Origin of the sequence: Exiguobacterium sp. LL15 (assembly GCF_024436095.1) — a bacterium.
GTDB lineage: Bacteria > Bacillota > Bacilli > Exiguobacteriales > Exiguobacteriaceae > Exiguobacterium_A > Exiguobacterium_A indicum.
This window is the reverse complement of record NZ_JANFNX010000001.1, coordinates 1,145,762-1,171,860: the sequence shown is the minus strand read 5'-3', so window position 1 is coordinate 1,171,860 and position 26,099 is coordinate 1,145,762. Positions and strand designations below refer to the sequence as shown.

32 protein-coding genes and 1 pseudogene are annotated in these 26,099 nt (G+C 47.1%); 11 read left to right on the top strand and 22 right to left on the bottom strand.

Going from position 1 to position 26,099, the window contains the following annotated elements; all coding sequences use genetic code 11:
• Positions 1-47: 47 nt before the first annotated feature.
• The 3 genes from NOM72_RS05790 to NOM72_RS05780 are packed head-to-tail and all read right to left on the bottom strand — an operon-like array spanning position 48 to position 2,016.
• On the bottom strand, positions 48-1,268 hold the full coding sequence (locus tag NOM72_RS05790) for a cation:proton antiporter (protein ID WP_023468483.1): 1,221 nt from the start codon (positions 1,266-1,268) through the stop codon (positions 48-50).
• Positions 1,269-1,271: 3 nt separating this feature from the next.
• Positions 1,272-1,772: a cation:proton antiporter regulatory subunit gene (locus NOM72_RS05785; protein ID WP_023468484.1), complete on the bottom strand. Its 501-nt coding sequence runs from the start codon at positions 1,770-1,772 to the stop codon at positions 1,272-1,274.
• Positions 1,773-1,797: 25 nt separating this feature from the next.
• Entirely contained in the window at positions 1,798-2,016 is a 219-nt protein-coding gene (locus NOM72_RS05780) for an AbrB/MazE/SpoVT family DNA-binding domain-containing protein (protein ID WP_023468485.1), read from the bottom strand.
• Positions 2,017-2,263: 247 nt separating this feature from the next.
• On the opposite strand from NOM72_RS05780, the gene NOM72_RS05775 reads away from it, so the two are divergent.
• The gene (locus tag NOM72_RS05775; RefSeq protein ID WP_255998131.1) at positions 2,264-2,569 is read left to right on the top strand and encodes a hypothetical protein; all 306 of its coding nucleotides are present in this window, start codon (positions 2,264-2,266) and stop codon (positions 2,567-2,569) included.
• On the opposite strand, the gene NOM72_RS05770 is transcribed toward NOM72_RS05775, so the two are convergent.
• Both NOM72_RS05770 and NOM72_RS05765 read right to left on the bottom strand, forming a co-directional pair.
• Positions 2,552-3,175, bottom strand: coding sequence for a zinc dependent phospholipase C family protein (locus tag NOM72_RS05770; RefSeq protein WP_052017114.1), 624 nt, complete (start codon positions 3,173-3,175; stop codon positions 2,552-2,554). The genes NOM72_RS05775 and NOM72_RS05770 overlap by 18 nt on opposite strands.
• A 3-nt stretch (positions 3,176-3,178) precedes the next feature.
• Positions 3,179-3,748 (bottom strand): GNAT family N-acetyltransferase, encoded by a 570-nt coding sequence (locus NOM72_RS05765; protein ID WP_255998129.1) that lies wholly within the window; start codon positions 3,746-3,748, stop codon positions 3,179-3,181.
• A 130-nt stretch (positions 3,749-3,878) separates the two neighbouring features.
• Between NOM72_RS05765 and NOM72_RS05760 the strand changes: the two genes are divergently transcribed.
• A complete protein-coding gene (locus NOM72_RS05760; protein WP_255998128.1) occupies positions 3,879-5,090 on the top strand; it encodes an MFS transporter in 1,212 nt (403 codons plus the stop codon).
• A 16-nt stretch (positions 5,091-5,106) separates the two neighbouring features.
• Here the strand turns inward: NOM72_RS05760 and NOM72_RS05755 are convergent, their stop codons facing one another.
• The 3 genes from NOM72_RS05755 to NOM72_RS05745 form a co-directional block, all read right to left on the bottom strand.
• The gene (locus NOM72_RS05755) at positions 5,107-5,652 is read right to left on the bottom strand and encodes a ribonuclease FAU-1 family protein (RefSeq protein ID WP_255998126.1); all 546 of its coding nucleotides are present in this window, start codon (positions 5,650-5,652) and stop codon (positions 5,107-5,109) included.
• Positions 5,653-5,757: 105 nt separating this feature from the next.
• A complete protein-coding gene (gene bglA / locus NOM72_RS05750) occupies positions 5,758-7,215 on the bottom strand; it encodes a 6-phospho-beta-glucosidase BglA (protein WP_035397067.1) in 1,458 nt (485 codons plus the stop codon).
• 24 nt (positions 7,216-7,239) lie between these two features.
• Entirely contained in the window at positions 7,240-9,132 is a 1,893-nt protein-coding gene (locus NOM72_RS05745) for a beta-glucoside-specific PTS transporter subunit IIABC (protein WP_255998123.1), read from the bottom strand.
• Between the two features lie 163 nt (positions 9,133-9,295).
• Between NOM72_RS05745 and NOM72_RS05740 the strand changes: the two genes are divergently transcribed.
• Both NOM72_RS05740 and NOM72_RS05735 read left to right on the top strand, forming a co-directional pair.
• The gene (locus tag NOM72_RS05740) at positions 9,296-10,006 is read left to right on the top strand and encodes a GntR family transcriptional regulator (RefSeq protein WP_255998121.1); all 711 of its coding nucleotides are present in this window, start codon (positions 9,296-9,298) and stop codon (positions 10,004-10,006) included.
• 18 nt (positions 10,007-10,024) lie between these two features.
• Positions 10,025-10,480 carry a hypothetical protein gene (locus NOM72_RS05735; protein WP_023468494.1) on the top strand — a complete coding sequence of 152 codons (456 nt, stop codon included), beginning with the start codon at positions 10,025-10,027 and terminating at the stop codon, positions 10,478-10,480.
• A 92-nt stretch (positions 10,481-10,572) separates the two neighbouring features.
• Here the strand turns inward: NOM72_RS05735 and NOM72_RS05730 are convergent, their stop codons facing one another.
• Complete coding sequence (locus NOM72_RS05730; protein WP_255998119.1) at positions 10,573-10,914, bottom strand: hypothetical protein; 342 nt, start codon at positions 10,912-10,914, stop codon at positions 10,573-10,575.
• Positions 10,915-11,236: 322 nt separating this feature from the next.
• Here NOM72_RS05730 and NOM72_RS05725 point away from each other — a divergent pair, with 322 nt between their 5' ends.
• Positions 11,237-12,622 (top strand): MFS transporter, encoded by a 1,386-nt coding sequence (locus NOM72_RS05725; RefSeq protein ID WP_023468496.1) that lies wholly within the window; start codon positions 11,237-11,239, stop codon positions 12,620-12,622.
• A 230-nt stretch (positions 12,623-12,852) separates the two neighbouring features.
• Here NOM72_RS05725 and NOM72_RS05720 read toward each other — a convergent pair whose 3' ends face one another.
• From NOM72_RS05720 to NOM72_RS05710, 3 genes are read right to left on the bottom strand one after another with little or no spacing between them, the layout of a single operon-like run.
• Positions 12,853-13,485: an HAD hydrolase-like protein gene (locus NOM72_RS05720; protein WP_255998117.1), complete on the bottom strand. Its 633-nt coding sequence runs from the start codon at positions 13,483-13,485 to the stop codon at positions 12,853-12,855.
• Positions 13,482-13,976: an AAA family ATPase gene (locus NOM72_RS05715; protein ID WP_255998115.1), complete on the bottom strand. Its 495-nt coding sequence runs from the start codon at positions 13,974-13,976 to the stop codon at positions 13,482-13,484. The genes NOM72_RS05720 and NOM72_RS05715 overlap by 4 nt, the downstream gene beginning before the upstream one ends.
• Entirely contained in the window at positions 13,973-14,785 is an 813-nt protein-coding gene (locus NOM72_RS05710; RefSeq protein ID WP_255998113.1) for an MBL fold metallo-hydrolase, read from the bottom strand. Before NOM72_RS05710 ends, NOM72_RS05715 begins: the two co-directional genes overlap by 4 nt.
• 127 nt (positions 14,786-14,912) lie before the next feature.
• Between NOM72_RS05710 and NOM72_RS05705 the strand changes: the two genes are divergently transcribed.
• Positions 14,913-15,296 carry a VOC family protein gene (locus NOM72_RS05705; RefSeq protein WP_255998111.1) on the top strand — a complete coding sequence of 128 codons (384 nt, stop codon included), beginning with the start codon at positions 14,913-14,915 and terminating at the stop codon, positions 15,294-15,296.
• A 79-nt stretch (positions 15,297-15,375) separates the two neighbouring features.
• On the opposite strand, the gene NOM72_RS05700 is transcribed toward NOM72_RS05705, so the two are convergent.
• A complete protein-coding gene (locus tag NOM72_RS05700; protein ID WP_255998109.1) occupies positions 15,376-15,777 on the bottom strand; it encodes an RrF2 family transcriptional regulator in 402 nt (133 codons plus the stop codon).
• A 261-nt stretch (positions 15,778-16,038) separates the two neighbouring features.
• Positions 16,039-16,428: a thiol-disulfide oxidoreductase DCC family protein gene (locus tag NOM72_RS05695; RefSeq protein WP_023468502.1), complete on the bottom strand. Its 390-nt coding sequence runs from the start codon at positions 16,426-16,428 to the stop codon at positions 16,039-16,041.
• Positions 16,429-16,630: 202 nt separating this feature from the next.
• Between NOM72_RS05695 and NOM72_RS05690 the strand changes: the two genes are divergently transcribed.
• Positions 16,631-17,374 (top strand): SDR family oxidoreductase, encoded by a 744-nt coding sequence (locus tag NOM72_RS05690; RefSeq protein ID WP_255998107.1) that lies wholly within the window; start codon positions 16,631-16,633, stop codon positions 17,372-17,374.
• Positions 17,375-17,429: 55 nt separating this feature from the next.
• Here NOM72_RS05690 and NOM72_RS05685 read toward each other — a convergent pair.
• The 4 genes and pseudogenes from NOM72_RS05685 to NOM72_RS05670 form a co-directional block, all read right to left on the bottom strand.
• A pseudogene (locus NOM72_RS05685) lies at positions 17,430-17,887 on the bottom strand (NUDIX hydrolase).
• Positions 17,859-18,584, bottom strand: a complete 726-nt coding sequence (locus NOM72_RS05680; protein WP_255998105.1) for an alpha/beta fold hydrolase — start codon at positions 18,582-18,584, stop codon at positions 17,859-17,861. The pseudogene NOM72_RS05685 and the gene NOM72_RS05680 overlap by 29 nt, the downstream one beginning before the upstream one ends.
• Positions 18,574-18,987 (bottom strand): RDD family protein, encoded by a 414-nt coding sequence (locus tag NOM72_RS05675; protein WP_255998103.1) that lies wholly within the window; start codon positions 18,985-18,987, stop codon positions 18,574-18,576. Before NOM72_RS05675 ends, NOM72_RS05680 begins: the two co-directional genes overlap by 11 nt.
• A gap of 12 nt (positions 18,988-18,999) precedes the next feature.
• Positions 19,000-19,167, bottom strand: coding sequence for a hypothetical protein (locus NOM72_RS05670; protein WP_023468507.1), 168 nt, complete (start codon positions 19,165-19,167; stop codon positions 19,000-19,002).
• 121 nt (positions 19,168-19,288) lie between these two features.
• On the opposite strand from NOM72_RS05670, the gene NOM72_RS05665 reads away from it, so the two are divergent.
• Positions 19,289-20,215, top strand: a complete 927-nt coding sequence (locus NOM72_RS05665; protein WP_255998101.1) for a zinc-dependent alcohol dehydrogenase — start codon at positions 19,289-19,291, stop codon at positions 20,213-20,215.
• On the opposite strand, the gene NOM72_RS05660 is transcribed toward NOM72_RS05665, so the two are convergent.
• A complete protein-coding gene (locus NOM72_RS05660; RefSeq protein WP_255998099.1) occupies positions 20,197-20,793 on the bottom strand; it encodes a hypothetical protein in 597 nt (198 codons plus the stop codon). The two genes, NOM72_RS05665 and NOM72_RS05660, sit on opposite strands and share 19 nt — an antisense overlap.
• Positions 20,794-21,525 carry a DUF5694 domain-containing protein gene (locus NOM72_RS05655; protein ID WP_255998097.1) on the bottom strand — a complete coding sequence of 244 codons (732 nt, stop codon included), beginning with the start codon at positions 21,523-21,525 and terminating at the stop codon, positions 20,794-20,796.
• A gap of 193 nt (positions 21,526-21,718) precedes the next feature.
• Between NOM72_RS05655 and NOM72_RS05650 the strand changes: the two genes are divergently transcribed.
• Positions 21,719-21,952, top strand: a complete 234-nt coding sequence (locus tag NOM72_RS05650) for a hypothetical protein (protein ID WP_255998096.1) — start codon at positions 21,719-21,721, stop codon at positions 21,950-21,952.
• Positions 21,953-21,999: 47 nt separating this feature from the next.
• Here the strand turns inward: NOM72_RS05650 and tnpB are convergent, their stop codons facing one another.
• The gene (gene tnpB, locus NOM72_RS05645; RefSeq protein WP_255998094.1) at positions 22,000-23,172 is read right to left on the bottom strand and encodes an IS200/IS605 family element RNA-guided endonuclease TnpB; all 1,173 of its coding nucleotides are present in this window, start codon (positions 23,170-23,172) and stop codon (positions 22,000-22,002) included.
• A gap of 76 nt (positions 23,173-23,248) precedes the next feature.
• Here tnpB and NOM72_RS05640 point away from each other — a divergent pair, with 76 nt between their 5' ends.
• Positions 23,249-23,383: a hypothetical protein gene (locus tag NOM72_RS05640; protein ID WP_255998092.1), complete on the top strand. Its 135-nt coding sequence runs from the start codon at positions 23,249-23,251 to the stop codon at positions 23,381-23,383.
• Positions 23,384-23,698: 315 nt separating this feature from the next.
• On the opposite strand, the gene NOM72_RS05635 is transcribed toward NOM72_RS05640, so the two are convergent.
• Positions 23,699-25,051, bottom strand: a complete 1,353-nt coding sequence (locus NOM72_RS05635; protein ID WP_255998090.1) for a phenylacetate--CoA ligase family protein — start codon at positions 25,049-25,051, stop codon at positions 23,699-23,701.
• Between the two features lie 172 nt (positions 25,052-25,223).
• Between NOM72_RS05635 and NOM72_RS05630 the strand changes: the two genes are divergently transcribed.
• Positions 25,224-26,078 (top strand): AraC family transcriptional regulator, encoded by an 855-nt coding sequence (locus tag NOM72_RS05630; RefSeq protein WP_214746078.1) that lies wholly within the window; start codon positions 25,224-25,226, stop codon positions 26,076-26,078.
• Positions 26,079-26,099: the final 21 nt, after the last annotated feature.

Genomic DNA, 26,099 nt, shown 5'->3' with positions numbered 1-26,099 from the left:
AACAACAACCGGTTCGGGAAAGCGAACCGGTTGTTCGTTTATATCAGTCAGGCATTTTTCTTCGTCTTTTTCGCTTTTGGTTCCGTCCACTTGAAGATTTTATTCATGACGTTGTAAATCCGTTTTGATTCCTTCGTCATCAACGGTCCGAGAATGGCGAGAATCAAGACGTATAAAGCAGAGAATGGTGACAAGATGTCCATCAACCCACCAGCGATTCCGAGATTCGCGACGATGATCGAGAATTCCCCACGCGAGACAATCGTCAAGCCGATGTTCGAGGATGCTTTGTGTGACAAGCCTGCTTTACGCCCCGCAATCATACCGGCCACGTAGTTCCCGATGATCGTGATGACGACGGCACCGAGTGCGAGCCAGACGGCGTCAAGTAACATCGTCGGATCGATGCTCAATCCGAAACTGAAGAAGAAGATCGCACCGAAGAAATCACGGAATGGTACGACGAGATGTTCGATCCGCTCACCTTGGTCGGTTTCTGAGAAGACGAGGCCGAGTAACAACGCCCCGATTGCTTCTGCAACATGAATCGTTTCCGAGAATCCGGCGATGAAGAACAAGGCAGCAAAGACGACGATGATGAAGACTTCATCCGAGGCGATCTTCAGCATCTTATTCAAAAGCGGTGTTGCCTTCCGAGCGACGATGAAGAACAACAACATATAGCCGAGGGCGATCAAGATCGATGTGAGGGATGCGAGTAATGTCGTCCCACCACCGAGAAGCAGTCCCGATAAGACCGACAAGTAGACAGCGAGGAAAATGTCCTCGAACATGATGATTCCAAGAATCAATTCCGTCTCCGTGTTACCAGTCCGGCGGAGATCAACGAGGACTTTCGCCACGATCGCACTCGAGGAGATCGTAATGATTCCGGCGATGACGAGTACTTCATAGAGTGGGAATCCGGCGATGAATCCATAGAGTAAACCACCTGTAAAGTTAATCGATAAATAGATCGTTCCGCTCGTGACGATCGATTTTCCAGACCGGATCAACTTACCGATCGAGAACTCGAGTCCGAGATAGAACAAGAGGAATAGGACTCCAATTCGTCCGAGGAAACTGATGAACTCAGCACTTTCAATGAACTTGAAGTCTAGTATCCCGATTGTCGGAGCGTGCGGTCCAACAATCATCCCGAGAATAATCAGAAACGGGATGATTGAGAAATTGAGTCTGTTCGCGAGCACTGCCGCGATCGCCACTAAGATAAGCGCGGTACCGACTTCAAATATGAGATGATCCATATATTATCCGCCTCCTTCGATTGAGAATAATGCTTTCGTGATGTGACGGACGTTTTGACGTTCTCCTGACAGGACAATCGTATCTCCCGCTTCAAGGCGCGTTTCTGGTCCAGGATTTAACGATTTCGAACGGTCATGTTTAAGCACTGCAATGATCGAGATGTCATATTGGTTACGGACATCGAGTTCCCCAATCGTTCGATTGTTGACCTTTGAATCCTGACCGACTTTGAACCACTCGATGACGAGATCATCAAACGCGAGTTCAATTTTTTCAAGATCCTTTGGCTTATAAGATAATCCTCCGAGAATCCCTGCCATCTGACGAGCTTCTGCATCATTGAACGTCACGCTCGAGATGCTCTCATCAAAATCATCGTCATCATAATGATGCATTTCGCGTCGTCCGTCGTCATGGACGATGACGACCACCTTATCTCCTCGTGTCGTGATGCCTTCGAACTTCCGTCCGATTCCTGGTAAATCTACTTCGCGCATATCCATCTGTTATTTCCTCCTTTTTTTGTTTTTACAAATGATGATTTGCTTTGTGGATGAGTGTCTTGAACGTCTCATCGCTCAATATATCTTGAAGGTCATGCAGCTGTTTCAAATCCGCTTTCGCCATGATGACAAACCCGTCCTCCTCAATGAATGCCACGCGATCTCCTTCCTCCACTTGCAAGGCCTGCCGAATTTTTTTGGGGATGGTGATCTGTCCTTTTGACGTTAACTTTGATAGCTCCATCACGAACTTCCTTCTTTCTGTGTTTTTCTTGTATTCCTTACTTCCTTACTTTTCTTATTTCCAATATAACATAGTTCTAAACTTATTCCGAGTGTTTTGCTTTGAATTAAAATTTAAAAATCGATTTTCTTTTTGTTCAACCGTATGCATACGATTATTTTCAAGACATCTTACAATAAACATAGAAAAACGCATCCTAATCTAAATGGATGCGTTCTTCGTCTTATTGTTATTCGGAGGTGATTTTATGTCGCAATTATTTTTAATTGCGTTTGTAATCTATATTTTATCGTTGAACGTGGCAGCAATCTATCTTATCTATAAACGAATCGTACCAGCTGTAGTCGCCGGCTTAACAATTCTCTTCCTGATTCCAACCATCAGTTGGACCGTCATGGTACTTTTTGTATTCGCTTTATTCGTTACACCAGTCATGGATTGGTTTGAAGGTTTAGAAAGTCTGATTAACCTGATGTGGATTGGTCTGCTGAACGGATGCTGCTACATCTTATTCGGGATCGTCAAATGGGTCATTTCAATGATTCGGAGATGATTCTTTGGTCGGAACAATCTTTAGCCCTTTTTCACCTAAGTGATGGAAGGAACGTTCAATCGCTGTTTCGATATATCCATCCAATTGACACGGCAACAAGATATCATATTCTTGTGGCAGAACGGTTCGTCGATCCTCCTCTACCTCTCTAATGAAATGCGGAAGTGCTTTCCATCTCGACTGCACACTCACTTCATGAAGCGCTCCGTTGATCGCTTGTTCATTCCAGTTCACGAACGGAGCAATGCGTGTATTGTACCGCCTGAAGTCATCATGATACCTTGAACCAATCGAGGCGTCAGCTATGATCGCTTGCCGTAACCACCCCATATAAAAACCGCGTAACCAAATATCATCCGCTATCAGATGGACGTAATAGCCACTTCGAAAAGATGGATTCCAAGACGCCGAGTCTCTCCAAAACGCTTCGTAGTCAATCGCTCGTGTTCCGCTCGCTAATTCACCCGTATAATAGTGGGCTTGCTCCTTCTCGTCGTGGCGTGCATCAGGAGCGATCGTACCTATAAGGAATCGAGCAGGGTCTAGTTCCGGAAGTAACGTAATCAATCGTTGTCCGATGTAGGCATGCATTAGTCGTGAACCCATCGCTTACTTCCTTTCGTAATCGCTACGCGTGATCGCGTAAATTTTTAAGTCCCAGAAACGCTCTTTAACGAATAAAGCACTCCGCGAGATCCCTTCAAACGTCATACCGATCTTTTCCATGACACGAGCAGATCCATCATTCGCAACAAAACAACGGGCTTGCATGCGCTCGAGTCCGAGTGTCTCAAAGCCGTACTGCACGAGACGCGCTGCCGCTTCCGGCATCAAACCTTTCCCCCAGTACTCGCGCGACAGCGCATAACCGAGTTCTGCTTGCTGTTGCTCAAACGAGACTTTGATGAAATCAATCGTTCCGATGACTCGTCCGTTCGTTTTGTCTTCAATCGCCCAAGGTGCCGGATTCCCTTGTTCGTATTGACGAAGGATGTGATCGACGAATTGTTCAGAATCCGTGAGGCTTTTATGCGCATGCCAGCTGACATAACGCGCCGTCTCTTCATCTTTCGTGTAGGCATAGATATCTGCTGCATCTTCTGTGCGAACCGGTCGCAAACGAAGTCGTTCCGTTTCAAGTACAGGCAAAGCTTGATATAAATCGATGGTCGTTAACATGATTGAACCCTTCTTCCTTTGATTTTTTCCAAGTATACCCACTCTTCCATAAAAAGTATAGAGATATACGAAAACGTTATCTGAATTTTCTGGTATACTATTGGAAAATGATGTAAGAAAGGATGCTGTCATGTCTTCTCGGGAACGAATTCTCTTAAGTGCGCTCGGTATTTCACAGTTTGGTGACTTCATTTATCTCGTTGCGATCAACGTATACATCTATCGCTTGACCGGCTCTGCGTCAGCCGTTGCTGCGCTTTGGATCATCAGTCCGGTCGTCTCTCTCGTCATCAAGTCGTTCGCGGGAAGTTGGGTCGACCGATCCGACTTACGTCGACTATTGATTCAGACTGATTTGTTGCGTGCTTTCTTAATCGGTATCATGCCATTTCTACCACTATCGTTGCTTTACATCGACTTGATCGCCTTAGCCATCATCAAAGCGGTCGTTGAACCGGCAACGTTGACCTACATCACGACGCTTGTTCCTCAAAACGATCGGGCGTCGTTCAATGCCTATCGTAGTCTGATCACGTCTGGTGCCTTTTTGATCGGGCCTGCTCTCGCTGGAGGACTGCTCTATGTTGCTTCTGCTGACGTTGCCATTTGGCTCAACGCCGTCTCGTTTTTCGGATCAGCTGTCCTGCTGATGCGCTTGCCGCGTTTTACTGCTGCGGTCGAACGAGGGATGCGGCTGCAAGACATTATATCCGATTGGCGGCTTGTCTATCAGTTCAGCAAAAGTGCACGCTACGTGACCGGATTGTATATCCTCGCGATGCTGATGATGATCGCGACACTTGCGCTTGATACACAAGAAGTCATCTTTTTACAGCGAAGCATCGGGTTATCGGAAACCGACTATGGTTTACTGATGAGTCTGACTGGGATTGGTTCCGTCTCCGGCAGCTGGGTCGTCGCTCGCTACGCTAAAACCCTCTCCGTTCGGATGATGCTGACGATTGGCTATGTATTTGTCGCTGCCGGTTACATGCTGTATGCAAGTGCGAATTCGTTTTCAATCGTCTGTATCGGTTTCTTGTTGCTCGGTTGTTTCCACGCATTTGCGGGGACCGGTTTCCTAACGTTCCAACAAACGAATATTCCACTACACTTAATGGGACGCTTTACGAGTCTTTACGGAGTCGGGGTCAGTCTGCTACAGATTCTAGCGATCGTCGGCATCGGTCTGCTCGGTGATATCTGGTCGATTCGCTTCAGTACGATTCTATTTGCCTGCCTCCTCGTGATCGTGACAATCTGTTTTCTCGGATTGGTTCTCCTCCCGCGCAAGCAACGGTACTTTACGACGAACGAAGTTAAAGCAGAGCGACACGCCTAAAAAACAGGGAACCCCGTCAACGCGGTGTTCCCTGTTTAAGTTGCTGTTTCATCACTTCTGCGTGTGCGACGAGCGGAAAAGATCCATCTTGTAGTTGTTTTTGCAGTCGCTTCGCTTCTACCCAAGCGAGCGCATATTCCGCTTGTGAGACATCCCCTTGATCTCGTGCTGCTTCTAGTTCGTCCGTGTCGATTAACAAAACTTGTCCCGATGGCAAGGAGATCAGATCGAGAAACAAATCCTCCCAGTAGACTCGTCCGTCCTCCACTCCGGTACGAAGACAGATATCGATATAGGTTTGTACCAACTGACCTGCGGCGTCAAACATCGAGGTCACGGCATGATGGGCATCGCTTGGGAATTGTTGTACCCAGACGTAACCAGCGTCAGCGATTCGAATCGTTTCGTCACCATAACGGACGTCTAACGGTGAAGCGACTTCAATGAGTTGAAGGAGTGTCACATGTCCTACGAACACTTCGCTGTCTACCTGTTCATGAACATAGTGTCGTTGTGTGATGCGACGCCAGTCACGTCGATCGGCATAGCGTTTCTTGATCATTTACCGGTCCCCCGTTTTTTCCTTAGTGTGCCATACCCAACTTCTTTTTCATTCTAATTCTTTTAAAAAAGGGGCAACGGATTTTTTCCGTTACCCCTTACTTCATCATTTTGCCGTCTCTGAACCGTGTAACGCAGCACCATTTGTCTCGATGACGTGACGATACCAATCGAACGAATCCTTTTTCATCCGTTCCATCGATCCGTGACCTTCGTTATCCCGATCGACGTAGATCATGCCGTAGCGTTTTTTCATCTCCCCTGTCGTAAAGGAGACGATGTCGATGACGCCCCACGGCGTGTAACCAATCAACTCGACACCATCTTCGAGTACAGCTGCTTTGAATGCTTCGATATGCGCACGCAAGTAATCAATTCGCGCCGTGTCATGAATCTGACCATCCTCGATCGTATCGATTGCACCAAAGCCGTTTTCGACGATGAACAATGGAATCTGATAGCGGTCGTATAGACGATTCATCGCATATCGGAGACCAACCGGATCAATTGCCCAACCCCAATCACTCGACTGGATGTATGGGTTCTCAACGCCGTTTGCGAGACCACCGTTGACGATGTTGCCCGTGTTATTGACGACAGCATCATGTTTGACGGTCGTCGACATGTAGTAACTGAATCCAAGATAGTCGACCGTTCCGTTTCGCAAGATTTCTGCGTCACCGTCTAGAATCGGAATATCATACCCTTCCCGTTTGAACTCATTCAACGCATAAGACGGATAGTAGCCGCGGACTTGGACGTCTGGGAAGAAGTAGCGCTGACGCATCGATGTCTCAGCGAGCAGAATATCTTCCGGATGCGATGAGTACGGATAGATCGGTACGTGTGAGACCATTGCTCCGATTTCAAAGTCCGGGTTGATCGCTTTCCCTTTCGCGACGGCAAGTGCACTCGCGAGCAACTCATGGTGTCCCGTTTGATACATGACTTCCATCGCGTTCTCTTCCGGATCAAGGAGGACACCGGAATTCGTCCAGAGGAATAATGGATTGCTGACATCCATCTTGTTGTTGATTTCATTGAATGTCATCCAGTACTTGACCTTGTCTTTGTAACGCGTGAAACAGACTTCCGCGAATTTTTCGAAGAACAGCGCTACTTTCCGGTTGCGGAAACCGCCATATTCACGCGCAAGATGGAGTGGCATCTCAAAATGCGACAACGTGATGATCGGCTCGATGTCGTATTTCAGTAATTCGTCGAAGACGTCATCATAAAACTTCAGTCCTTCTTCGTTCGGTTCCGCTTCGTCTCCGTTTGGGAAAATCCGACTCCAACCGATTGACGTCCGGAGACACTTTAGTCCCATCTCAGCGAACAGGGCGATGTCCTCTTTATAACGGTGATAAAAATCAATCGCCTCGTGATTCGGATAAAATTCATTCTCCTCTACCTGATCCGTGATACGTCGTGCAACGCCGTGTGCTCCTGCCGTCAATACATCAACGACGCTCGGTCCTTTTCCACCAGCATTCCAGCCACCTTCGAATTGATGCGCTGCTAACGCACCGCCCCATAAGAAATCGTTTGGTAATGTCTTCATCTTCATGTCCTCCTTCTTTTTCTCTTACTTGATGATCGTCAAAATTTGTGTATTTGCCGTCGTGACCGTCTCGTCCGTCGGTAGGATTTGTGCATAACTCTGAGTGTTCGTGATAATGATTGGCGTGATCGTCTCGAGTCCATGCGCTTCAATCGCTGTCGCATCAAACGTTACGAGTAGATCGCCTATCGTCACGGATTCGCCTTCTTTGACGTGAAGCGTAAACGGTTTACCGTCGAGCGTCACGGTCTCAAGACCGACATGGATCAAAACTTCGACACCACTCGTCGAGCGTAATCCGATCGCGTGACCTGACGGAGCGACCATGACGACGGTACCGTCAAACGGAGCCGTGACCCGGTTGTTCGTCGGACGAATCGCTACCCCTTGTCCCATCGCACCGGAAGCAAAGACAGGATCCGGTACATCTGATAAAGCAGCAATCGTTCCTTCAAGTGGTGCGCGAAGCGTCTCTTCGTTTGTCAGAGTTGCGCTGACTTCCTGTTTTGCAACTGGTGTCGCTGTACTTTCAGGTGCTACGACCGGAGCAGCCTGCTCCCCAAAACCGAACACTTGAATCAAGACGATCGGTAGAATCAAGGCAATCGCCGTTCCGATCAATAAGCCGATGATCGACGATGGATAGTCGGAATCGATGCCGTTGACGAGCGTCAATGGTCCCGGTAATCCGGCGTAGGCAAAGTAATACGGTTTAAAGAAACTTGCCGTGACTGCGCCGATTGCTCCCGAGATACAGCCATAGATAAACGGTTTTTTAAAACGGAGCGTCACCCCATAGATGGCTGGTTCCGTGATACCGAAGATGCCCGTCAGTCCGGCTGAGACCCCGACTTTTTTCGTTTCTTTGTTGCGTGCTTTCAAGATGACTCCGATGACAGCACCGATTTGGGCGATGACGGCAATCGTTTGGTAGGCTTGGAACGAGTCGCGACCATATTGCTCAAAGTTTGCGAGCACCATCGGCGTGACACCCCAGTGGACACCGAAGATAACGATGACTTGCCAGAAGCCACCGATGATGAGACCAGCTACCGCAGGAGCATTCTCCGCTAAGTAGTTATACCCGTTTGCGATCCCTTCTGCACCAAGCGTCGTGATCGGCCCGATCAAGAGAATCGTAAGCGGCACCATCAACACCATACTGAAGAACGGGACGAACAACGGACGAATGACTTCATGGATCGTCTTGTTCAGGAATCGCTCGACATAGGACAAAATCCAGACGAGGAATAATGGCGGTAAGACCGATGACGTATACGTTGTACCGGATAAAGCGATTCCTAGGAACGTGATGGATTCACCGGCAGTGATGCGTGCTGCGATATCTGCCCATGTTGGACTGACCAGTGCCGCACTACAGGCGACCGCGATGAAGGCGTTGACCTTAAAATGATTCGCTGCCGTGATGGCAATGAAAATCGGCAAGAACGTAAATGGTGCCCATGAGATGAAGCTGAAGACTTCATAAGTACCTGTCTTCGCGAATGCCGGAAAAGCAAGCGTCGTCAAAATCAGAGTTCCCTGCAGAATCCCCGCTGCAGCTAAGATGTAGACGAACGGTGCAAAGACGGCTGACATCGTCGCAATGATTCGGTTGAGGACCGTCCCTTTCGGCGCCTCTTCCGTTTCTGGTTGCTCCAAATCGACGAGCTTCAAAAATTCTTGATGGACTTCTCCGACGTGTTGACCAATGACGACCTGAAACTGCCCGCCAGACTCAACGACCGTAATGACGCCAGGTAGTGCACTGACTGTTTCCTTAGCTGACGAATCCGATCGTTTCAAGACAAGACGAAGTCGAGTTGCACATCGGACGGCGCTGATGACGTTGTCTTCGCCACCGACAGCTTCTAATATCGAATGCGCCAATTGTTGATAATCGCGAACCTTGCCCATATCGTGTCCCTCCCCTGAATATGACGCTTGAATACCCTTTCATTTTAATTGTACATGCACAATTAATCAATACATAAATAATTAAATTTAACATGTTATTAATCAACAGAAGGCTTATGCTATACTAAAGAAAGAAAAAGTTCGCAAGAAAAGAAGGTGTCCTATGCTGAAATACCAACAGACGGCTGATGAAATCGAACGGTACATAGAACAACATGAGTTGAAACAAGGGGACAAACTACCGATTCTTGAAGAGTTGATCCGGCAGTTCGCCGTCAGTAAGACGACGATGACAAAATCACTTGAGTTACTCGAACGAAAAGGAATCATTTTTCAAGTCCGCGGAAGCGGGATTTTTGTCCGGAAGACGAATCGCACCGGCTACATTCGTCTGTTCTCGACCCAAGGATTCAAGCAGAATCTCGTCGGTCATACGATTGAGTCGACCGTTCTCGCACTCGAACCAATGTCTGCAACGAATAACATCGCGAAGAATCTCGGGATCGAGGCAGGTGAGACGGTTTATTACGTCAAGCGAATCCGCTACATCGATGGCAAGATCCTCTGTCTCGAAGAGTCTTATTATCGCCAATCGATCGTTCCGTATTTAAATCGTGAAATCGTCGAGCAGTCGATCTTCGAATACTTAGAGACGGCACTCCAATTGAATATTGGGTTCTCGGATATGTACATGCACGTCGGGAAGTTAAGCGCTGAGTCGGCTCATCATCTGGATCTCACCGAGGGCGATCCTGGATTAACGATCGAGACAGTATTTCATTTGACGAACGGTCGTCCGTTCGACTATTCCATCATCACATACCATTATGAACATTCGCATTTCGTCGTTCAGGCGAATGGACTATATTTATGAAGAACGGAGCTAAATCAAATGAATCGTGAACTCATTCTGTATTACGGAATGCTTATACTCGGAATCATTACACTTTTTGGTGGCATCTTCTTTACGATTGATACATGGAAAGACTCGACAGAAACATTTAAAGACAAACTTCAGTTCATCTTCATCACGTTACTTGGATTTGGACTACTTTACTGGACGGTCCCTAGCCTATCGCAAATCGTCTTCAAGGACTACGCTGTCATCAAAGGTGACTGTTATGTAGAGGAAAACTCAGGAAAGACACAATCCATGTCTATTATTTTCGACTCAACCGAAGATTATGAGGATTTTACCTTTCAAGATTATCCGGAATTAGGAGCGTACGGAGAAGACGTGCCCTATTTCTGTCGCGTCATTTCAACAAAGAACCATCGATTTCCGATTTCCTATAAAATTTACGATTCTAAGACACATAAACAACTCTCCTCTTCCGAAGATGATTAAAACAAAAAGGATTGCATGAGCTGATGCCCATGCAATCCTTTTGAAGTGCTTACAGTAATGAGACAAGCCAATCGTTGTCTCATTTCATTGTGTTATAACCGAATCTCTTCTTTACTCGAATTTTCGAGATACAGTTCCCCATCAAACGTCGTCAAGGCAATCACTTTCCCGTCTTTTTCATACCACGCTGTCGTTCCTTCAAGATCGAGTTCTTTCCAATCGGCTTGGCGAATCCGAGTCCCATAGAGTAAACCCGGTCCGTCAGTTTCCGAGACTAGACGGGTTTTGATTTTCCACTCGCCTTGTTTTTCAACTGCCGTAGCAAATCGCGGCATCGGAAAACCGGATACTTTTGATTCTTGAAATCCAGCATACCAACCACCGACGACTACAATGAGCCCAAGACATACAATGGCGATCCATTTCTTCTTCATAAGCATTCTCCTTTACTTTCCACCCTCATTTTAAAAATTACCAAAATATAGTTTTCTTTCCCTCATCCTAAAGACGGATTACTGATTTTTTCGTTGTGAAAACACATGAAAATTGTTTCGAATTTATGAAAACACCCAAAAAAATTTCAATTTTTTTCATAAAAAATGCACACCTTTGTTCGTCCTTAGAGTCGCAACGGTTTGACAACTCCAGGCACAGAGCCATTTTCAGTCATTTCCAAGTGGTTAAGCACATTAGCAACTTGACTTCATTTCCTGCTATGGTACGATACGAACTTATTAAAGGGAGTGAACAGAACTTATGAAATTCAGAAAAGAAAAAGTCAATGTCGTTGACATGCAGCAAACCAAAAAGAGTGTCTACGCGACCGGAATTGGGAATGCGATGGAATGGTTCGATTTTGGTCTTTATTCCTATCTCGCAATCATCATCAGTCAAAACTTCTTTAGCGCTGTTGAAAATGATGAACTGAAGCTCGTCTTTACGTTTGCGACGTTTGCGATCGCTTTTTTAATGCGACCAATCGGCGGAATCGTCTTTGGACGAATTGGAGATCGACTCGGGCGGAAGGTCGTCTTAACAACGACGATCGTCATGATGGCCGGTTCCACGCTCATCATTGGTCTATTACCAACTTACGATCAAATCGGAATTTGGGCACCGATCCTGTTATTGTTAGCCCGGATCTTACAAGGATTCTCGACTGGCGGTGAATATGCCGGCGCAATGGTCTACATCGCTGAGTCATCACCAGATAACAAACGGAGTGCCCTCGGAAGTGGACTTGAAATCGGTACACTCGGTGGATATATTCTCGCCTCATTACTGGCTACAACACTTTTCGTCACCTTATCGGATGATCAAATGGCATCTTGGGGATGGCGGATTCCCTTCATTCTTGGGGCACCACTCGGTTTATTTGGTCTCTATTTACGTCGCCACTTGGATGAATCACCGATCTTCGAAAATGAGATCAATGAAAATACAGAAGAACCCGCGACATTCCGCGAAATCCTGCGTGACCACAAACGTGATATCATCGTTTGTTTCATCGCTGTCGCCTTCTTCAACATTACGAACTACATGCTCTTGTCCTACATGCCATCGTACCTCGATGAAGTCATCGGCATGTCAAGTTCGACAAGTACGATTCTCATCACCGGTGTCATGGTGATCATGATTCCGCTCGCTTACTTCTTCGGGAAGCTTAGTGACAAAAAAGGCAATCGCAATATCGTTCTTTTCGCGTTAGCCGGACTATCGTTGCTTTCAATCTTGTCGTTCTTCTTGATTGGTCTGAAACCACTCTTGTTCGTCGGGATCGGAATCTTCATCCTTGGCTTCTTCTTGGCGATCTTTGAAGGAACGATGCCAAGTCTTCTACCGAGTATCTTCTATACGGATGTCCGATACCGGACGCTATCCGTGACGTTCAACGTCTCGGTCTCGATCTTCGGTGGAACGACGCCACTCGTTTCGACGTGGCTCGTCCATACGACACAAAACCCGCTCGCTCCTGCTTTCTATTTAACAGCAGTCAGCGTCATCGGCTTCGTTACGTTCTTCTTCTTCTTTAAGAATACAGCTGGTAAGGCACTGAAAGGGTCGCATCCGACTGTATCGAGTGAAAAAGAAGTCGCGTCGATTGCGAAGAAACCAGACGATGCTCTCTGGTGGGCAGAATAATTGCTATAAGTAAAAGGGAGGACAGATCATCAATCTGTCCTCCCTTATCTCGTAATAAAAAAAATGACGCGTCACACGCCACTCCTACAGGAAAAACGCATTTATGCGTTGTAAGAGACGAACAAGACCCGTTTTCCTGCTTCAACAAAGCAGGAAAACTGGCTTGTGTCTCGCCTGAGGAAAGGGCGTGAAAAGACGCGTCATTCTTTTTTTGGAGTCAGCCCCCTTTTTTAGTAGACAGCACTCAACTCTTTTACGACGCGGTCCGCGACTGCGAGTTCCTGCTCTTGCGCAAAATCGAACTGACAACCGATTGCAGCGAGTCCGTTCGCATGCGCCGCTTTGAAATCAGATAAGCGGTCACCGACAACGTAGCCCGACGAGATGTCGTGCGTCTTACAAATCTCCCGTACGAGTGCCGATTTATCACCGGAACGGATGTCTTCGATACTATAGACATGATCGATATAGGCTTCGAGTCCATACGTCGTCACGATCGCTGACAAGTAGGATGGCCACCCATTACTGGCGATATAGACAGAGTGATCCGCTTGTTTCAAACGACTTAGCAACTCGACCGTTCCTGGATATAAGCAACCGTGCCCCGCCTTGACTGCCTGCTCCAGGCTGTTTCGAAATTTTTGATCCGCAGCCTGTTGATCTGTGGCTGAAAAGTCCGGCAGCAACGTCTGCCAGACTTCCGGTAACGAGACGCCCATGATCTGCTGATAGAGGGCTACTGGTGTCTCTCCCTCCCAGCGCCCCGTCTGACGCAACTCATGAAAGACATCTTCTAGCGCATGCGCAAGCACGGCATTCGTTTGAAACAACGTTCCATCCATGTCAAAAATGTAGTGTGTCATTCGCTCTCCCCTTTTTGCTCTTGTTTTATTTTCTGAATCATGGCTTCTATCGATGTATCCTCAGCAATCAGACGATCCGTCGGGCGGTGATCCCGATCAATCCACCAGCGTTTCATATCCGTCTCAGAAAACTCCGTCGGCTGGCGCATCGCATGGCGACGAATGGTTTCTTCGAAGGAGACGTCAAAATAATACGCCGCGTACCGTGACGTAAAGCGACGTTCCAACCGGTCAATCATCTCACCGTACCAATCCTGTGCAAGAATGCCTTCCAGCAGAATCGTCGCGTGGCGTCCGTCAGCAAGTCCGACCAACTCCTCGATCCAGCGAATCGCCGGATTTCCTGGTCCATCTTTTACGTTCAACATCTCTCTGCGGATAACATCTTGTGAAAACAAGATGCTATCCGGTAAGACCGATCGTAACGCTTTGGCAAGCGTCGTTTTTCCACTACCAGAATTCCCGCGAATGACGATCAAGCGCGACTTCATGTCGTGAACCAATCCCCGTTCAAGGCAGCAATGTACCGCTCTGCAGAGCGCGCTACTGCTTCAGACGCACCGGTTTCGATTTTCCGATGAAAGGCGTCATATAATTTTTCAAATTGCAGCGGACGTAACGTTTCTGCCATTCGCGCGACCGTCTTTGCCGGAAGCGGAATCACATTCGGATAGCTGTACATGAAACTGACCCATGCCCGATCGGCAACGATCCGAATGATGTCCCCTGTCAACAATAGACCCGCTGATGCGTCTTTTCGTTCACAGATGACTGCTCCTTTGAAGTGACCACCGATGCGATGTAACATCACATCTTCCGCCAATTCCAATCGTTCGCCACTCCAGAAGACGATGCGTTCGCTTGGTCGCGTCACGAACGACGCATCATCTTCATGAATATAGATCGGCACATCAAAAGTCTCTGCCCATTCGACTTGTGTCGCGTAATAATGCGGATGTGATAAAGCAATCGCCTGAATCCCGCCTAATTCGTCAAGTTGCTCTTTCGTTGTTGAATCAAGATATGTAATGCAGTCCCATAACAGGTTGAACGATTTTCCTTTTACAAGATATGCCGTCTGACCGATCCCGAACGCCGGTGTCGTCTGAATCGCATAGACGCCTGCTCCGTCGTCACTAATGACGTTTTGATACGTTCCTGACGTTTGCATGGCAGCGAGCGTCGTCCACGTTTGACCAGTTGGATTGACATACTGTCGTTCCTCTAAGCAAATCGGACACGTTTCGCGCTCTGGATTGATTTGTTCGACGCCACACGTCGTACAAATGATGGTTTCCATATCATCATTCCTTTCCAATTCGTAAATGATTTTCCTGATACATCATAACATATTCCATTTATAGGGATTGAAGGAATTAAGAGGCGTTTACCGAAAGAAACATGTATGAAAAAAGGAGGAGATGCTCATGTCAATTTCGACCCACCTCATTGCACCTCGCATGAACGCTGTATTTTTGCATGTTCAGGATGTGAAACGTGCCGCCGTTTGGTATCACCAGTTACTACAGTTGCCGTTTGATGTGTCACGTGTCTCGTCACCTATTTACAATCTCCCACTCGAAGGTCCAACGAGGTTGACGCTCGATGATCATTCGAATGACGCAACGTACCAACATCGTCCCTCCCCTCATGCCTTATTTAATTTTTATACGACGGACATCGATGCCTCCTATCAGTTCGTCTTATCACTACAAGCACCCATCATTCGTGACATCGAACGTTTCGATGATTTTGCTTACTTTACGTTTGCAGATCCCGACGGCAACGTCTTGATGCTCTGTACAGGGTAAGACAAAAGCAGGCCGAACCACTGATGTGGCTCGCCCTGCTTCGTTTAGGATGACGCTTTGACAGCTTCAGGTCGTAATTTCAATCAACCCGTGTTGGCGCCATTAGATCAATCAACGTGTAAGCACTTAACGTTTCTTTGAAGGACGAAAACGCCCGATCGAATGCACGACGCGTATTTTGTAAACTGCTATCGTCATGTGTTACAGACACGGTTTCCAGATAAGATACTTCTTCAAAAAGGTGAACGGTTTCTCCCAGTGTGATCGTGTCCGGTGATTTTGCTAATCTAAAGCCACCATTACGACCTTGCACGGAAATGATGAGACCAAACTTACTCAATGCATGAACGATCTTCATTAGGTGGTTCTTAGAGATATCATAATATGTTGCCACTTCTTGAATTTGTACGAGCCGAGTCGGATGGGACGCCGCAAAAATCAGTACACGAATGGCATAGTCCGTAGAGCGAGTCATCTTCATGCATTTCACCTTCTTTTCTAATCCTTCATAATGAAAGAGCGAGAACTCATTCTTCTCAAGAGCCTTCAAATGAACCTTAATTTAAATCAAACGTGCATCTGCACATATATCGACTATCTTAAAGGATTGGAAGGACTGAAATCTACAATTTTTTTCAGAAGTAGGTAGAACGATTTTTTAATGATCCTAATCTGTATGCTTAACGAGAAAAAATCCATGTACTTAATAAAACCGCGACCGATTCGTCGCGGTTTTTCATCTTTAGTCGTGAAATCGAGCTCGCGTCTCCGGAGACGGTAACGCGCACTGCTGCTTTTGTCCAAACCAGCGATGACGATTGTTCGCAACGAAATCATAGACGCGATCTCGAAGTGAACGTGGAACAATCTGAAACACACTCAACAGACGCCATCCACCTTTTAAATGACGGGCAATCCGTAACGCTGCATCTGATTTGATATAGGGTACACCACGGTCAATCACAACGACACTGTCGATCGTTTCCGAAAGATGATGACGGCGGACGATTTCTTGTCCTGTTTCCCCTTGCAACGAAGCAAAATCATGATAACCTTGGTCTCGTTTCAAAATGAACTGGACACTCGCGTCACAGAGATTACATTCTCCGTCGAATAAGACGATTGCTTTCATGATCGATTCATCCTTCCCCACCTGTTTAACGATTAATTTCGTACACTTTTTCTTTACCACGTTTCAAGTCAAAACATGCATTTAATCAGTATGTTAAATCATGATAACGCTTCCGTTCATTGTCTTTCTTACGCTATACTGTTTTTGTAAACATTTGGAACCATTCATTTATTTGAATGTATCTATGTAAAGGAGCGTACATATGACGAAACGACCGATTGCCATCGTGACCGGTGCCAGTCAGACACGCGACATCGGAGCTGCGATTTGCCGCCAGCTTGCCTCGTCTGGACATGACCTGGTCTTTACTTATTTTAAAGCAACAGCGGATTGGGCGGCTAGTTTTACGACCGAACTTGAAAATCAAGGTGCCCGCGTCCTTGCGATCGAACTTGATTTAGGTCAAGCAGATGCCGCTGATGATTTATTCGATCAGGTAGAAGACTTTGGAACACCAAATATCCTGATCAATAACGCTGCCCATTCGACGATGACGGATTGGCGAACACTTGATGCAGCCAGTCTTGATCAACACTATGCCGTCAATCTCCGGGCACCGTTGTTGCTCGCGACACGTTTCACGAAACAATTCGTTGAAGCACATCTAACGTCCGGTCGTATCATTCAACTGACGTCCGGACAGGATCTCGGTCCGATGCCTGACGAGATTGCTTACGCTACGACAAAAGGTGCCTTGTCGACATTTACGAAGACTTACGCGGCAGCCGTGGCAGCGCTTGGCATCACCGTCAATGCGGTTAATCCGGGTCCGACAGACTCGACTTGGATGGATGAAGCAACCCGGACGGCGCTTAAACCTAGTTTTCCGTTCGGGCGAATCGGTGCGCCGGAAGACGTCGCACGATTGATCCAATTCCTCGTCAGTCCTGACGGTGGCTGGGTGACCGGGCAAGTCATCCATTCCGAAGGTGGCTTTGAACGCTGAATATGTCGCATGTAAAAACATCCCTCTGACGTTAAAATCAGAAGGATGTTTTGCATTATCGAAAGACCGGACCCGTTTCCGTCAAAAAATCGTTCCAGGCTGTTTGATGCAGTTCGCTATAGAGCTCTGGCATTTGGTCTCTTTCAAAAAAAGCAACGTCGAGTGATTCATCGGAATCAATCGTCAATCGTCCCCATTGATTCGGCAAACGAAAAAATGGACGATCGGCTGGACGACATCCCCGTTTGGATACATCTCTTCGTATTTCGAATAGACACCACTCAAACGTTCGATCGTGACATGAAAACCGGTCTCTTCAAAAATCTCACGCTGTGCGGCTTCAACGAGCGACTCTCCCAGTTCCAGTGCGCCGCCGGGAAAGCCCCATGCTTGTTGCTACCACCGTTTTTGAAGAAGAACGCGCCCCTCCTCGTCGATGACGATGCCATCCGCAAAGTTCAACATCACTTTTTCTTGACCAACCTTACTGCGAAGAAAGCGTATGTAGTCCATCTGTCGCCCCTTGAAGTTTGACGTGCTTCAGCCATGTGATCAGTTGCTTGATCATAGCATCAGTCACGGTATGATTGATATCTGGAAAAACATCTAAAATAGTCGTTTGTGCCCTACCTGCTTGAACAGCGGTTGCGTGATAGAACTGCTGGATTGATAGTGGAATGATGTCATCGGCATCCCCGTGCAGGAGCAACCGCGGACGCTCATCCATCACACTGATTGGATCGAGCTTCCATGGTACATCCACCTGTTTAATGGCAGGTCGCCCGTCGCGAACGCGGAATTGACGTTCCGCTTCAAGATAGGCACCGCCCCCATTAATCGCAACGAGTGCTTTAATCGGCTGACGCGACATGATCCCGTGGGCAATGAACCCACCCATCGAGACGCCGATCGCTATCACGTCTGAAACATGCCAGCCTGATTGTTCGATGATAGCTGTCGCTTCCGTAATCGATTGTTCGACGACGGACCAAAAATAGGTCGTCGTTATTTCTGGATCAAATGGATGATCAAGCGGTTCACGCTGGTCGTGTCGAAGAAGTTCCGGGATGAAGACATCGTATCCTTCGTCAGATAATTGTCGCGCAAACTCTAGATAAGAAACAGCCGTTCCGCCCCAACCATGGTAGAGCAGAATGGCTTCCGTTGGTTGAGAGGCACGGACACAATGAACATGAAAATCAAGCTTCATTATTTAGCTTCTCCTGATTCAAGCGGACGATCGTTCTCGCGAAGTCATCTTCCGGTAATCGTTGTCCGTTCTCAAGAAACGGTTTCCAATACGGCCGAATCTTAAATAGCGAGACCGTATCACGATAGACTGTTCGGCGGACAATTTGTTTTGTCGTCAACGGCAATCCGTTCTCGCTTTCAACCTGGATGCCGCAAATCCGACCACCAATCGTTTTTCCGTTCAACAGTTTTAATTGCGCGACTTCTCCTAGAAAACTGATTGTCGGTTGTGTCACGACAGCGTGAACGACTTCTGACTTCACACGTCGTAACACCGTTTTTTCGATGACGAAGGAAAGTCCGAAATAAACAGCTTGGTTGATGATATACGCACCGATTCGTCGTTTAGTCGTTGAATGCATGGGTGGTCCTCCTTATACGTTGAAATAGACGACAGCGCCAAGTCCACTGACGGCAATCAAATAAAAGACGATTGCGAGTCGTTTGTTTGCAGCAGAGATATCCTTTCGGACGAGGATCTTACTATACCGATACGTCAAGAATGCGAACACGAGCAATGCCAAAATCAATAATGGTTCCATTCGATTCCCTCCTTTTCTTTCTTATTCTACATCATTTCTGTTACGAATTGTTATATTTTACAAGTAAAGTGGTATATGCTTGATCCATATGTCATCAATCCAACAATGAAATGAGGTTTACATGTTGAACACTACAACGATTTGCTGTCTTGTTGAGTCGAAAACGCCTGGTTATCTTGTTCGGGAACTGCCGCCGCTTGGCATCCATGACGTCCACGTCCGCACTCTAGCCGGTGCCATCAGTATCGGTGCCGAACTTCCCCAATGGCTGGAACAAGATATGACCGAAACCGTTTATGATTATCCACTCGAGACCGGATATGAAAGTTACGGCGAAGTGCTTGCAGTTGGTGACGCCGTCCAAATCGTCAAGCCGGGTGATCGGATCGTCAGCTTCTATGGACATCAAGATCAAGCGATCGTTCCTGAATCGAAGGTCATCCCGGTTCCTGCTCACGTCTCACCACGTGAAGCCTTACTACTGATTCTGTCTTGTGACGCGGCAAAAGGCGTTCGAAAACTGACATTGACATCCGACACAAGCGTCTTAGTTTCTGGAATGGGTACGATCGGTTTGCTGACAGTGCATTACTTGCGACATTATGTCAATGTTCGTCAGATTGATATCCTCGAGCCGCTTACGTCTCGAGCGGAGTTAGCGCGTCAATTAGGTGCACGTGTTGTCACACCGGGTTCAAGTATGTATGACGTCGCCATCGAATGTTCCGGACGCCAAGCGACCTTTACCGAGCTTCAATCTGCTGTCCGTCCTCATGGTGCAATCTGCGTCTTATCGGACGGCAACCGGGAAGCCTTGACGTTGACGCCCGCGTTTCACGCGAAAGAACTTCAGATCGTTGCATCGAGTGACGGCTGGGACTACCGCAAGCACGCAGACTGGCTCTTTGCAGACGAGCGTCACGCGACATTGCCCGCTTTGTTCGAACACGAGACTTCGTTTTCGGAGCTCGCCAGTTGCTTCGCTAGCTTAATGGAAACACCAGATCTCCCGATCAAAGTATTCGTTGATTATGAGCAGACGAGCTGAACACCGTTCGGATCCGTACCTACGAGCGATACGTCGGAAAAGACTGCTTCTTGCAAGACGGTCTTCTCTCCGCGGACGGTTTGGATTTGTGAAATCGGTCGATCGAACAGTTTCGCTAAATCCGCCTCTAATCCTTCGCGCGGCGTCGCTAGGATCAGACGCTCAAGCGTCGCTCCATCAGTATCCGCAATCGCATCTTCATGGACTTGCAGTTCAATCCGTAATCCGTATGGTGTCTGCAAGAATGTCCGCCGTTCGTTCGCTTGGACGGTGAACGATAACGTTTCTGCGCGATCGAGAATCGTTTGCACGTCACCGGGCTGAATCAAAAATCCGATGTGATCGAAACGAACCGTTTTTCCGAATCCGATCGTCACATTGACCGCTCCCCTTTTCATTTCAATGATTCGGAATAAAATTTGATCGGCTCGAAAATCATCCCATGATAGAGGTGGATTGAACGACGAAAATTCTCCGTCTTTCTTCCCGATGCGCTGGGAAACGTGAAATCCGCGTGCCGTGTACCAAGCTTCTGTTTCTTCCAAATGTGGTGTCCAAATATGGTAGTGAAATAGCATTTACATACACTCCTTTTTGTTGTTCCAATCGTTCCACGTCATCACTTCGACTTGGTTCGATTCATTCAAATATTGTCGTAATAACGGGAGGTGCGCAGCACCGTACAAACAGACGATTCGTTCGTTCGCCTGAGCGAGGTGCAGTAAACGATTTGCGATCTTTTGATTGCGGACTCGCCAGTAGCGTTCAACCCAAATCCGACCACTCTCCAGTCGTTCGATTTGATCATAGATTCTAGCCGACGCTGCAATCGTTTCTTCAGCGTGCAATCGATCGAGCCATTCGGAGAATGATGACTGCTCCATCGCGTGCTCTAACTGTTCTGTCCGCTTCATCTCAGCCGCGACGATCGTCTCAAAGGCTTCCGGATGATGTGAACGGACGATTCCTAAATCCGGTACGCCGGGTACGATTTCGTTCCAATCGACCCCATGGAGATCTGCTACTCCCGCCATCCGGGCTAATCGAAAGCCAATTTGTTGCCGTTCATTTTCGGTTAAATCGCTCTCATGTTGATAGGTGTCATATGTATGTTGCAGGTCACTTATGCGTTCAGGTGACGTCTCAAGGGCAACGCCTGTCGGTCGAAATGCATTCAATCGATTAACAACTTCTTGGATTTCTCGTTGCCTTTTTTCTGACGCGACATCAAAAATTGCTGGACGAATCATGTCACCATTTGCCGGACGATCGAGATGGAACATGCCCAACAATAAAATCCGAGGTTTCATCTATCTCCCTCCTTTTCCTGATTTTACCTTATACTTGGTAAAGGAAGCGACTTTTACCTATCAGGAATTTACGTTATTATTCAACAATTACTCATATAAGGAGGTTCCGATGAAAAAGATAATCGTCATTGTGTTCATTGAATTTTTATTCGGATGCAGTTAAACCGGTACAGAGGACGAAGCTAGTCATGCCATGATCGTCATTGTGAATAACAAAGAGTATAGTGGAACAGAAGCTGAATTGGATGCATCTAAGCGACAAGGAGAAAAAATGAGTACGATATTAAAGAAAACAAAAGCATATGAAATGCCCCAAGCGAACAGTCAATCGAATCTTTTTTCAGTCGGGTCCACCATCTATTCTGTTAAAGGAACAGAAGATTTTATCATCGTAAAAGACAAAGAAATTGAACTTCCACTAGGTTAAAGCCGTAGTGGATTCCTGAGTTATCCGACCTAGCGGTCGAAAAATGATCAGGCTAACCCCGTCGTCCCGACGGTTGAAGAAGCTAAGATACGTTCTGCTTCTTGTTTGAGATTCAGTCCTGCGTTCATATCGCGATCATGATGGACTCCGCAACTCGGACATGTCCATTCCCGTAAAGCGAGATTCTTAACGTCTTTGTGTTGATGACCGCAACCGGAGCACAGTTGACTTGATGCGAAGGTCTTGCCGACCTTAACGACGGTCTTCCCGTACCATTCCGCCTTGTACTCCAGCATGCGGAAGAACGCCGACCAGCTGACCTCGGAGATGGACTTGCTTAACTTGCGGTTCTTCTGCATGCTCTTCACCTGTAAGGTCTCGATTCCGATGACGTCGTGGTTTTTGACGATCTCGGTCGATACCTTGTGCAGGAAGTCGGTGCGTTTGTTGGCAATCTTTTCGTGGATACGGGCGACCTTCCGCTTCTGCTTCTGGTAGTTATTGGCCTCGGACAGCTTCACCTTCCTGTTCAGGGCGATGTGCTGACGTCGTGACAGCTTTCTCTGCTCGCGCGCCAGTTTCTTCTCAAGCGAACGGAGGTAACGGTCGTTCTTGTATACTGTGCCGTCCGACAGGATGGCAAAGTTCTTGAGTCCGACGTCGACGCCAACAGATGAACCGGTCTTCGGCAATTCGTGGATCGCCTGCTCGACGAGTAGGGAGACGAAATATTTCCCTGAAGCGTTACGTCGGATCGTAGCGTTCAAAATACGTCCTGCAATCTGTTTCGAATAGGCGAAACGGACCCATTTCAGCTTCGGAAGTTTGAGCTTGTTCTCGATGATGGAGACTTCAGGAAGTTGAGACTTGCCTTGGATGTTCGTCTTGTACGATTGCACAGGGTTTCGCTTTGATTTAAAACGAGGACGTTCATTCTGTTTCTTGAAGAAACGGTCATAGGCATCGGCAAGATGTTTGACGCTAGTTTGCACGGAAGTACTATCGACTTCTTTCAGCCATTCAAACTCCTGCTTCAGGATAGGAATTTCTTTGGAACAAGAACCGTAGGAGAGTCCTTTTCCAGTCGCTTTGTAAGTCTCATCCCACTTCGCCAAGAAGTGGTTGAATACGAATCGTGAACAACCAATCGTCTTCGCGATCAGGATTTCCTGCTCTTTCGTGGGGTAGATTCTGAATTTGTAGGCCTTGTACTTTTTCATATTGATTTCCACCTCCTTTTGGCATGCGTTTAATATCTACAATATATATACATGTTAAATAAGGGGATGACGTCAAATGGAGCGCGTATCAAAATTAATTATATTTCCAAAAAATTTAGTAGAGTCAATAGAGAAATATCAAAAAGAGAATTATATTTCTTCTTTTGCCGAAGCGGTGTATGAACTGATTCGCAAAGGTTTAGAAAAGTAATGGAGTGATATCTCCTGTAGCATCGGAAATGTCAGCAAAGAAACCGATTCAAAAATACATCCAGACACAAGGAAGTTAAGCTTACATCCCCTAGCTTAAAGGCATAGGGGTTTTACGCCCGCTTATATAAAAAATGGCTTTTAAAAAAGATAAGGGATATCAAAAACGAATTGAATGATGTAATCTAGAACACCTTTATATTGGTACATCTTTTAGAAGTACTAACAGTGGAGGTGTTTTAACATGTACTTTTAACTGAGGTATGATGAGAAATCATTAAAAAAGCGGACAGGCATCACGATCTGTCCGCTACCTTCATCCTGTTAAGCTTGATTTAACGAGCAAAATTTTCCCGCTTTCCTCTGCATCGATATAAGAAACGGCTTGTACATCGAGATGGATATCACGACCGAATACACGGTACAGCCGTTCCATCAGAAGTCGTTCGTCTGATTCACTGAACCGCTCTGCGTCCGGAACGTAGTAGATTGATACACTATCTGTCGTCATTTGAACATATTGAATACGCTCGATACTGTTTGGCAAATGTTTGACGAGACTCGCCAGTTGCGCTTCAAAAATCTTTTGCCCATCCGGTTTTTGGATGAAGGCCCGCCCCCTGCCGTCAATCGATTCGATGATTGGTCCCGGGTGACCACAGGAACAGGTGCGCTGACTAAGCGTCATCCGATCTCCGACCCGGTAGCGAATGAGGGGGGTTCCGTGTGTATCAAAACTCGTCACAAGAATCTCCCCGTCTGTATCGAGTTCGATGATCCCCATCTCATGGTGCAGATGTTTTTGACCAAACCGGCATTCCGAAACGATAGGTGCCCCTTCAGACGATGCATATTGATCAAAGACTGGTCCGTGAAACACTTCTTCGATGACTTGGCGCTCTTCCGCGTCGATCCGTTCTGCCGTCGGGAAAATCGCAATCGGTTGACACGTCAAGCGAATCCCTTCTCGCTTCGCGAACCGGGCGAGCTCAATCATCGCTGACGGAAGACCATCAATCGTTTCTGGTTGAAAACGTTCGATGGCTTCAAGATACGCTGCCATCGTCCGTGGGGATAACCGTTTCACCGTGAACAAGAGTTGATTCGCCGCTCGATTCATTCGCCAATAGACGTCCACCTGTTGACGCTCGGGTACGAGATCCTGTGCCGTAAAGCTGATTCGTCGCATGCCACGGTATACACCGTGGGTCGCCTTGAAATAATCCAGATGGGCCATGCGAATTTGCATATCCGGTATCGTATATCGTACTTGTAGTGACGTGCCTGTCGTTCCGCCCGTTTTCCCTATGATTGGCGCAGCGATATCTGTTTGAATGTTCTCCATGTGCGTTCGTAATATTTCTTTTGATAGTACAGGAATATGTTTTAGTTCGGATAAGTCCGTTAAAGGTAGGCGAATGCCATGTGAAGCGAAGAGTTGACGGTAATAAGGACTGTGTTCCGTACAGAAGCGAAGGAAGTCATTTAAACGATCAAGTTGTTCCGCTTTGACGTCGATCGTCGTATGTTCTCGTTCGAGGAGCATCCGGAACCGTTCTTGATATACCGGTCCATAACGTTCGCGATGCAATTGATACCCATAGAGGGTTGTGAAGAGGTGCTGGAGAAATAGAGGAGAGCGATTGTAGATCTGCTCTTTGATACCCATATCATCACGTCCTTTCGCAAGGGAAATAACGATTACGATATCTCTACGATATCGTAAATAACTGACAGGAATATGACAAAAATAAGGGAACATGCATCCTGACAAATTGCTATCACCTTGGACAGGTCCGACGATCTTCGCTCTACTATACTGAAAACAAGGAGGTGACAAGATGTGGCTCGAATCGATTCAACGCGTTATTGACTATATCGAAGATCATTTAGAAGACTCGCTCAATCTCAACGTTTTGACAAAAGTCGCTCAGATGCAGGCTTATCCTTTACAACGGACGTTTTCGTTACTTGCGATGATGACGTTACCGGAATACATCCGAGGACGACGTCTGACGCTCGCAGCGCAACAATTGACACAGACGGACGAAAAAATCATCGATCTCGCCTTACGTTTTGGTTATGAGACGCCGGAAGCTTTTACGAAAGCTTTCAAACGTCAGCATGGTTGTTCGCCAACGTTGATGCGAAGCGAGCGACGTCCGATTCACGCCTATAACCGCCTGAGCATTCAGGTGACCTTGAAGGGACTGGAGCAAATGGATTACCAACTCATCGAACGACCGGCTTTACAAATTTCAGGATGGCGAAAACATTTCCCGACGCAAGATGGTGCCCAACAACAACTGATTCCGTTGTTTTGGAATGATGTGAATCATTCTGGTCAAGATGCTACCTTGTTTAAACAAAATGACGGTCAGATTGAAGGTGTGATTGGTGTCTGCTCCAATTTCACCGAAGCATCGATGGATTATTGGATCGCGACGACGACAACGGAAGTTCTGCCCGGTCAGGAAACGATGACGATTCCGGCGAGTCTTTGGGCGACGTTTCCGGTCGTTGGTCCGATGCCGCATGCTATTCAAGAGATGTGGCAGCGTATCTATCAAGAGTGGATCCCATCGCATGGATATGATCCTCTACCTCACGCTGAACTCGAAGTTTATTCGGCAGGCGACCCGTCTGCCGCCGATTATCAATCTGCCATCTGGATTCCGGTGCGACCACGCGACTGACAGTTTCAGGACATACGAAAA